Annotated in this window: 2 tRNA genes and 3 rRNA genes; all 5 read left to right on the top strand. The window is 51.8% G+C overall.

What is annotated here, in order from left to right:
- The first annotated feature begins 155 nt into the window (after nucleotides 1-155).
- Nucleotides 156-1,679, top strand: a 16S ribosomal RNA gene (locus AC1Q7O_RS27455).
- Nucleotides 1,680-1,873: 194 nt separating this feature from the next.
- Nucleotides 1,874-1,950: transfer RNA gene (locus AC1Q7O_RS27450), tRNA-Ile, on the top strand.
- A 9-nt stretch (nucleotides 1,951-1,959) separates the two neighbouring features.
- Nucleotides 1,960-2,035, top strand: a tRNA-Ala gene (locus AC1Q7O_RS27445).
- 313 nt (nucleotides 2,036-2,348) lie between these two features.
- Nucleotides 2,349-5,226 (top strand): 23S ribosomal RNA (locus tag AC1Q7O_RS27440).
- 189 nt (nucleotides 5,227-5,415) lie between these two features.
- Nucleotides 5,416-5,528: ribosomal RNA gene (gene rrf / locus AC1Q7O_RS27435) — 5S ribosomal RNA — on the top strand.
- Together the 16S, 23S and 5S rRNA genes with 2 tRNA genes alongside form the textbook arrangement of a ribosomal RNA operon.
- The last annotated feature ends 19 nt before the right edge of the window (nucleotides 5,529-5,547 follow it).

The raw sequence follows: 5,547 nt of genomic DNA, 5'->3' as shown, positions 1-5,547 counted from the left end.
TCTTTAATAATTAACAGCCGATAAGCGTGGGCGTTTGAGGCGAAGTGATGTTGCAAGGTGACTTGCAACGGTCCTTCGGACTTTAAACGCTCACGGAAATTAGATTTGAATCATGCAAATGGTTTAAGTCGATTCCGTTGAGTAAATTCAAGATCGAACTATAGAGTTTGATCCTGGCTCAGATTGAACGCTGGCGGCATGCCTTACACATGCAAGTCGAACGGTAACAGGTTAAGCTGACGAGTGGCGAACGGGTGAGTAATGTATCGGAACGTGCCCAGTCGTGGGGGATAACTGCTCGAAAGAGCAGCTAATACCGCATACGACCTGAGGGTGAAAGCGGGGGATCGCAAGACCTCGCGCGATTGGAGCGGCCGATATCAGATTAGGTAGTTGGTGGGGTAAAGGCCTACCAAGCCTACGATCTGTAGCTGGTCTGAGAGGACGACCAGCCACACTGGGACTGAGACACGGCCCAGACTCCTACGGGAGGCAGCAGTGGGGAATTTTGGACAATGGACGCAAGTCTGATCCAGCCATGCCGCGTGCGGGAAGAAGGCCTTCGGGTTGTAAACCGCTTTTGTCAGGGAAGAAAAGGGTGTTTCTAATAAAGACGCCTCATGACGGTACCTGAAGAATAAGCACCGGCTAACTACGTGCCAGCAGCCGCGGTAATACGTAGGGTGCAAGCGTTAATCGGAATTACTGGGCGTAAAGCGTGCGCAGGCGGTTATGCAAGACAGAGGTGAAATCCCCGGGCTCAACCTGGGAACTGCCTTTGTGACTGCATAGCTAGAGTACGGTAGAGGGGGATGGAATTCCGCGTGTAGCAGTGAAATGCGTAGATATGCGGAGGAACACCGATGGCGAAGGCAATCCCCTGGACCTGTACTGACGCTCATGCACGAAAGCGTGGGGAGCAAACAGGATTAGATACCCTGGTAGTCCACGCCCTAAACGATGTCAACTGGTTGTTGGGAGGGTTTCTTCTCAGTAACGTAGCTAACGCGTGAAGTTGACCGCCTGGGGAGTACGGCCGCAAGGTTGAAACTCAAAGGAATTGACGGGGACCCGCACAAGCGGTGGATGATGTGGTTTAATTCGATGCAACGCGAAAAACCTTACCTACCCTTGACATGTCTGGAATCCTGAAGAGATTTGGGAGTGCTCGAAAGAGAGCCAGAACACAGGTGCTGCATGGCCGTCGTCAGCTCGTGTCGTGAGATGTTGGGTTAAGTCCCGCAACGAGCGCAACCCTTGTCATTAGTTGCTACGAAAGGGCACTCTAATGAGACTGCCGGTGACAAACCGGAGGAAGGTGGGGATGACGTCAGGTCATCATGGCCCTTATGGGTAGGGCTACACACGTCATACAATGGCCGGGACAGAGGGCTGCCAACCCGCGAGGGGGAGCTAATCCCAGAAACCCGGTCGTAGTCCGGATCGTAGTCTGCAACTCGACTGCGTGAAGTCGGAATCGCTAGTAATCGCGGATCAGCTTGCCGCGGTGAATACGTTCCCGGGTCTTGTACACACCGCCCGTCACACCATGGGAGCGGGTTCTGCCAGAAGTAGTTAGCCTAACCGCAAGGAGGGCGATTACCACGGCAGGGTTCGTGACTGGGGTGAAGTCGTAACAAGGTAGCCGTATCGGAAGGTGCGGCTGGATCACCTCCTTTCTAGATAGATCGCGCCTCGTAGGTTCTTCGGGACTTGCAGAGCAAGATCAAACTAAAGAGCGAAAGCTCAAGCACTTAGTTTCAAGCGCCCACACTTATCGGCTGTCATACAACAGTGAGTGAAATCGCGTGCCTGTGGAGCTGGCCTCAACAAGCCTGGCGATGATACAGAGCGACGCAAACAAGTTTCGCGTGGGTCTGTAGCTCAGTCGGTTAGAGCACCGTCTTGATAAGGCGGGGGTCGCTGGTTCGAATCCAGCCAGACCCACCACGAGGAATCGGGGGATTAGCTCAGCTGGGAGAGCACCTGCTTTGCAAGCAGGGGGTCGTCGGTTCGATCCCGTCATCCTCCACCAGTTTCACTCACAGTAGTTGGTAAACCTTAGCGAATAGCAATGTTCGTTGAGGTTTACCAGCTCTTGATCGAAAGATCGGCTGTTGTTCTTTAACAATTTGTAGAGTCGAATCAGCGTTGCTAGCGGAAAGCATCAACAGATGCACCGTGCCGCTAGCAATGATTTTGATTGCGTCAAACATAGACTTCAACTAAGCAAGAAATTGATTAGGTATGAAGAACGGCGTAACGCGTGAATACTCAAAAACAGTTTGGATCTGAGGATCTGAATTGAGTCCTTGACGACAGTGCAGTCAGCGCTGTCAAAGTTATAGGGTCAAGTGACTAAGTGCATGTGGTGGATGCCTTGGCGATTACAGGCGACGAAGGACGTGATAGCCTGCGATAAGCTTCGGGGAGCTGGCAAATTAGCTTTGATCCGGAGATTTCCGAATGGGGAAACCCACTGCGCAAGCAGTAACTCTGACTGAATACATAGGTCATTGTGGCGAACCGGGTGAACTGAAACATCTCAGTAGCTCGAGGAAAAGACATCAACCGAGATTCCGAAAGTAGTGGCGAGCGAAATCGGAGTAGCCCTCGCGTTTTAGCAGTTTGTATATCAGAACGGAATGGAAAGTCCGGCCACAGCGGGTGATAGCCCCGTATGAGAAATGCAGATTGTGGAACTAGGCGCGAATAGAGTAGGGCGGGACACGTGAAATCCTGTCTGAATATGGGGGGACCATCCTCCAAGGCTAAATACTCGTAATCGACCGATAGTGAACAAGTACCGTGAGGGAAAGGCGAAAAGAACCCCGGGAGGGGAGTGAAATAGATCCTGAAACCGCATGCATACAAAAAGTAGGAGCCCGCAAGGGTGACTGCGTACCTTTTGTATAATGGGTCAGCGACTTACATTCAGTGGCGAGGTTAACCGAATAGGGAAGCCGTAGAGAAATCGAGTCCGAATAGGGCGAATAGTCGCTGGGTGTAGACCCGAAACCAAGTGATCTATCCATGGCCAGGATGAAGGTACCGTAACAGGTGCTGGAGGTCCGAACCGACTAGTGTTGCAAAACTAGCGGATGAGCTGTGGATAGGGGTGAAAGGCTAAACAAACTTGGAAATAGCTGGTTCTCTCCGAAAACTATTTAGGTAGTGCCTCAAGTATTACCTGCGGGGGTAGAGCACTGTTTAGGCTAGGGGGTCATGGCGACTTACCAAACCTTGGCAAACTCCGAATACCGCAGAGTACAGCTTGGGAGACAGAGCACCGGGTGCTAACGTCCGGACTCAAGAGGGAAACAACCCAGACCGCCAGCTAAGGTCCCTAAAATTGGCTAAGTGGGAAACGAAGTGGGAAGGCTAAAACAGTCAGGATGTTGGCTTAGAAGCAGCCATCATTTAAAGAAAGCGTAATAGCTCACTGATCGAGTCGTCCTGCGCGGAAGATGTAACGGGGCTAAGCCAGTTACCGAAGCTGCGGATGTGCAATTTATTGCACGTGGTAGGAGAGCGTTCTGTAAGCCTGTGAAGGTGGGTTGTGAAGCCTGCTGGAGGTATCAGAAGTGCGAATGCTGACATGAGTAGCGTTAAAGGGGGTGAAAAGCCCCCTCGCCGAAAGCGCAAGGTTTCCTACGCAACGTTCATCGGCGTAGGGTGAGTCGGCCCCTAAGGCGAGGCAGAGATGCGTAGCTGATGGGAAACAGGTCAATATTCCTGTACCGATCAATAGTGCGATGTGGGGACGGAGAAGGTTAGCTCAGCCGGGTGTTGGATGTCCCGGTTCAAGCCTGTAGTCGTGCCTGGTAGGCAAATCCGCCGGGCTTAGATGAGGGGTGATAACGAGTCTGCTTGCAGACGAAGTGAGTGATACCCTGCTTCCAGGAAAAGCCACTAAGCTTCAGCTATTGACGACCGTACCGCAAACCGACACTGGTGCGCGAGATGAGTATTCTAAGGCGCTTGAGAGAACTCTGGAGAAGGAACTCGGCAAATTGACACCGTAACTTCGGAAGAAGGTGTGCCTTTAGTAGGTGAACCTGTACAAGGGGAGCCCAATGAGGCCGCAGAGAATCGGTGGCTGCAACTGTTTATTAAAAACACAGCACTCTGCAAAGACGAAAGTCGACGTATAGGGTGTGACTCCTGCCCGGTGCTGGAAGATTAAATGATGGGGTGCAAGCTCTTGACTGAAGTCCCAGTAAACGGCGGCCGTAACTATAACGGTCCTAAGGTAGCGAAATTCCTTGTCGGGTAAGTTCCGACCTGCACGAATGGAGTAATGATGGCCACACTGTCTCCTCCAGAGACTCAGCGAAGTTGAAATGTTTGTGATGATGCAATCTCCCCGCGGAAAGACGGAAAGACCCCATGAACCTTTACTGTAGCTTTACATTGGACTTTGAACAGATCTGTGTAGGATAGGTGGGAGGCTTTGAAGTAAGGTCGCTAGATCTTATGGAGCCAACGTTGAAATACCACCCTGGTGTGTTTGAGGTTCTAACCTTGGCCCGTTATCCGGGTTGGGGACAGTGTATGGTGGGCAGTTTGACTGGGGCGGTCTCCTCCCAAAGTGTAACGGAGGAGTTCGAAGGTACGCTAGTTACGGTCGGAAATCGTGACGATAGTGCATTGGCATAAGCGTGCTTGACTGCGAGACTGACAAGTCGAGCAGGTACGAAAGTAGGACAAAGTGATCCGGTGGTTCTGTATGGAAGGGCCATCGCTCAACGGATAAAAGGTACTCTGGGGATAACAGGCTGATACCGCCCAAGAGTTCATATCGACGGCGGTGTTTGGCACCTCGATGTCGGCTCATCTCATCCTGGGGCTGTAGCCGGTCCCAAGGGTATGGCTGTTCGCCATTTAAAGAGGTACGTGAGCTGGGTTTAAAACGTCGTGAGACAGTTTGGTCCCTATCTTCCGTGGGCGCTGCAAGATTGAGAGAGCCTGCTCCTAGTACGAGAGGACCGGAGTGGACGCACCTCTGGTGTATCGGTTGTCACGCCAGTGGCATTGCCGAGTAGCTAAGTGCGGAAGAGATAACCGCTGAAAGCATCTAAGCGGGAAACTCGTCTCAAGATGAGTCTTGCCGGGGCCTTGAGCCCCCTGAAGGGTCGTTCGAGACCAGGACGTTGATAGGCTGGGTGTGGAAGCGCAGTAATGCGTTAAGCTAACCAGTACTAATTGCCCGTGAGGCTTGACCCTATAACTTTGACTGCCCAATCAACATGATTGCAGATCAAGGTGAGTGTTCAAGTTATGCTGTTCTTCAGAAGTCTGAAGACGCAATCAAAATATACTGATTCCGTTGCATGCAAATGCAATGTGCAGACCAAGTTCTGCTGACTCTACGAATTGGGTTTGTTGACCCCGTCAACAAGCCAACCAGTCAAGCCTGACGACCATAGCGACTTGGTCCCACTCCTTCCCATCCCGAACAGGACAGTGAAACGAGTCAGCGCCGATGATAGTGCGGATTCCCGTGTGAAAGTAGGTCATCGTCAGGCTATTATTCAAAGCCAACCC

Source organism: Roseateles sp. GW823-FHT07B05, assembly GCF_058794515.1.
This window is presented reverse-complemented; position numbering and strand designations above follow the sequence as displayed.